A 2,383-nucleotide genomic window follows, 5' to 3' on the forward strand; every position below is an offset into this window, starting at 1 on the left:
GCTTGGTGGACTGTTAAAACTATGGTTGACTCAGGATAAACGTGTTGCGCACTTTGATCTCCAAACAATAAGAACATTGTTAACTCGTATTCAAACTACTCAAGATGCGATGTTTGAAGTGGTGAAAAAACTATGATTATTCGCCATATTCCTATGAAAAAAACAAGACTTAGTAGTTTTTCGGGTCTTGTTCAATACCTGTGTAATCAACAAAATAAACAGGAGCGAGTGGGTAAAGTCAGATTATCAAACTGTAATAGTCTCGATCTTATATGGGGAGTTCAAGAGGTGTTGGCAACACAGGCTAAAAACCAGAGAGCTACGGGTGATAAAAACTACCATATGCTCATATCATTCGCGCCAGGTGAAAGCCCTTCAGATCAAGTCTTACGGGAAATAGAAGAAAGTGTGACATCTTCCATAGGATTTAAAGAGCATCAAAGAATCTCAGTGGTTCATCATGACACAGACAATCTCCATATTCATGTTGCGATTAATAAAATTCATCCCAAAACCTTTAATATGATTGAACCTTACAGGGTATATAAGACCTTTGCCGAGGTTGCATCCAAGCTAGAAATTGAATTAGATCTTCAAATAACTAATCATCAGACCTGCAAAAATCGTTCAGAAAACCTTGCTGACGATATGGAACACCATTCAGGTATTGAGAGTCTGATCAATTGGATGAAGCTCCACTGTAAAGAAAAAATTGATGCAACCAATAGCTGGATGGAGATTCATGGTATTTTGGCAGAACATGGATTAATAATGCGTGTTAAAGCCAATGGATTTGTGTTTTGCAATGATCAAGGACTTACCGTTAAAGCAAGTTCAATTTCCAAAGCATTTTCTAAAAAAAATCTCGAATCCAGGCTAGGTTTATTCGTAGCAAACTACTCCGAATACAATGTACCTGCATCAAATGTTTATCGTTATGAGCCATTAAATAAAAAAGTACTTGGTTCCGCGCTCTATACCAAATATCAGTACGAAAAATCACACAACAAACTCTTTATTTCAGAAAAACTCAAACAGTTGCGCAAGGCTAGAGCCAAACTTATTGAAAAGGCGAAAAAGCGAGGTCGAATTAAACGAGCAGCTTTGAAATTAATGAACCTTTCTAAAGTGCAGAAAAAGTACCTATATCAGCATACAAACAAAACGCTGCTTAATGATATTGTCAACATAAGGAAAAATTACGAAAAGGAACGTAGCCGGTTAATGGATTCCCGCCAAAATAAAACTTGGGCTGATTGGCTGAAACAGCAAGCACAAGGTGGCGATCAGGATGCCTTAGTGGCAATGCGTTATCGTAATCGTAAAAATAATCATGATTACACCCTATCAGGCGCAGACTCGGTTTTTCCTTCTTTAAATTTTGGACCAATCGACTCGGTTACTAAAGAAGGCACTGAGATTTATAAAAAAGATAACGGTGTTATTAGAGATAATGGAAAAGAAATTATCATTTCTAAAGGCGGATCTATTCCTGCTCTTAAAAGAGCATTGGAAATGGCAAGGCAGCGTTATGGTGACTGTATTGATGTGAACGGCTCTCCACTATTTAAAAAGATTATTTTACAAATTGTTATTCAATATCAAATTCCAATTACGTTTGCTGATCTGGATTTGGAAAACCAACGTCAAAAACTGAATTTTGAACAGGAGACAAACCATGAACTATCAAGACCAAACCGACAAAGCCATCGAAGAAGAACTCCAGGAGGCCATGAGGCTGTTGGAACAGCCACTGGAAATAGAAGAAGCAGCACAAAGCCCAACGCTTTCAGCATTAGACAAGGCTTGCCAGCCAAAGATCACAACAGCTTGCGAAACCTGTCCCAATGCGATCTGGTTCAGCTCACCGGAGGAGGTCAAGTGCTATTGCAGGATAATGCACATGATCAGCTGGAGCGGCAAGGATTCCAACCTGATAACAATGTGCGACGGGTTGTTTCTGGATTAAAAAGGAAGAGTAATAGTTATATGAAATGAAGCTCCTACTAAGAACCTTAAACCAACAAAAATGATGTGCTTTTTTTCCTACATTGTCTGTTTTGCCTGGTAATTAAACCGACAATTTCCCTCGATAATCACATTTTTACAGAATCCAAGCATACATGGCTGCGATCACTATCAATATCAAAAGATTGGTTGATCTTTTATTGGCTTTGAGCCGGTGGATTGTTTGTGATCAAAAACAGACCCCTTTTACAACAGGCCTGTATGTTATCTAGCTCCAAATAAATTATCTAACGTTCTTCCATTAATAACGACGTATAGATGCTCGTTGAGCTGCAGCCTGTTGCGCTGCTCGTTGAGCTGCAGCCTGTTGCGCTGCTCGTTGAGCTGCAGCCTGTTGTGCCGCTCGTTGAGCTGC

1 protein-coding gene and 1 pseudogene are annotated in these 2,383 nt (G+C 39.2%); both read left to right on the forward strand.

Annotation, left to right across the window (positions count from 1 at the left end; genetic code table 11):
• A pseudogene (locus WA877_RS09895) lies at positions 1 to 136 on the forward strand (conjugal transfer transcriptional regulator TraJ); the annotation flags it as partial.
• Positions 133 to 1,998: a TraI/MobA(P) family conjugative relaxase gene (gene traI / locus WA877_RS09900; protein WP_425170754.1), complete on the forward strand. Its 1,866-nt coding sequence runs from the start codon at positions 133 to 135 to the stop codon at positions 1,996 to 1,998. The pseudogene WA877_RS09895 and the gene traI, both read left to right, overlap by 4 nt.
• Positions 1,999 to 2,383: the final 385 nt, after the last annotated feature.

It is taken from the genome of Legionella sp., assembly GCF_049790535.1.
Classification (GTDB): Bacteria; Pseudomonadota; Gammaproteobacteria; order Legionellales; family Legionellaceae; genus Legionella.

Excerpts from the sequence above, each read along its gene's own strand:
- traI (WP_425170754.1), top strand. The coding sequence starts at position 133 with ATGATTATTCGCCATATTCCTATGAAAAAAACAAGACTTAGTAGTTTT.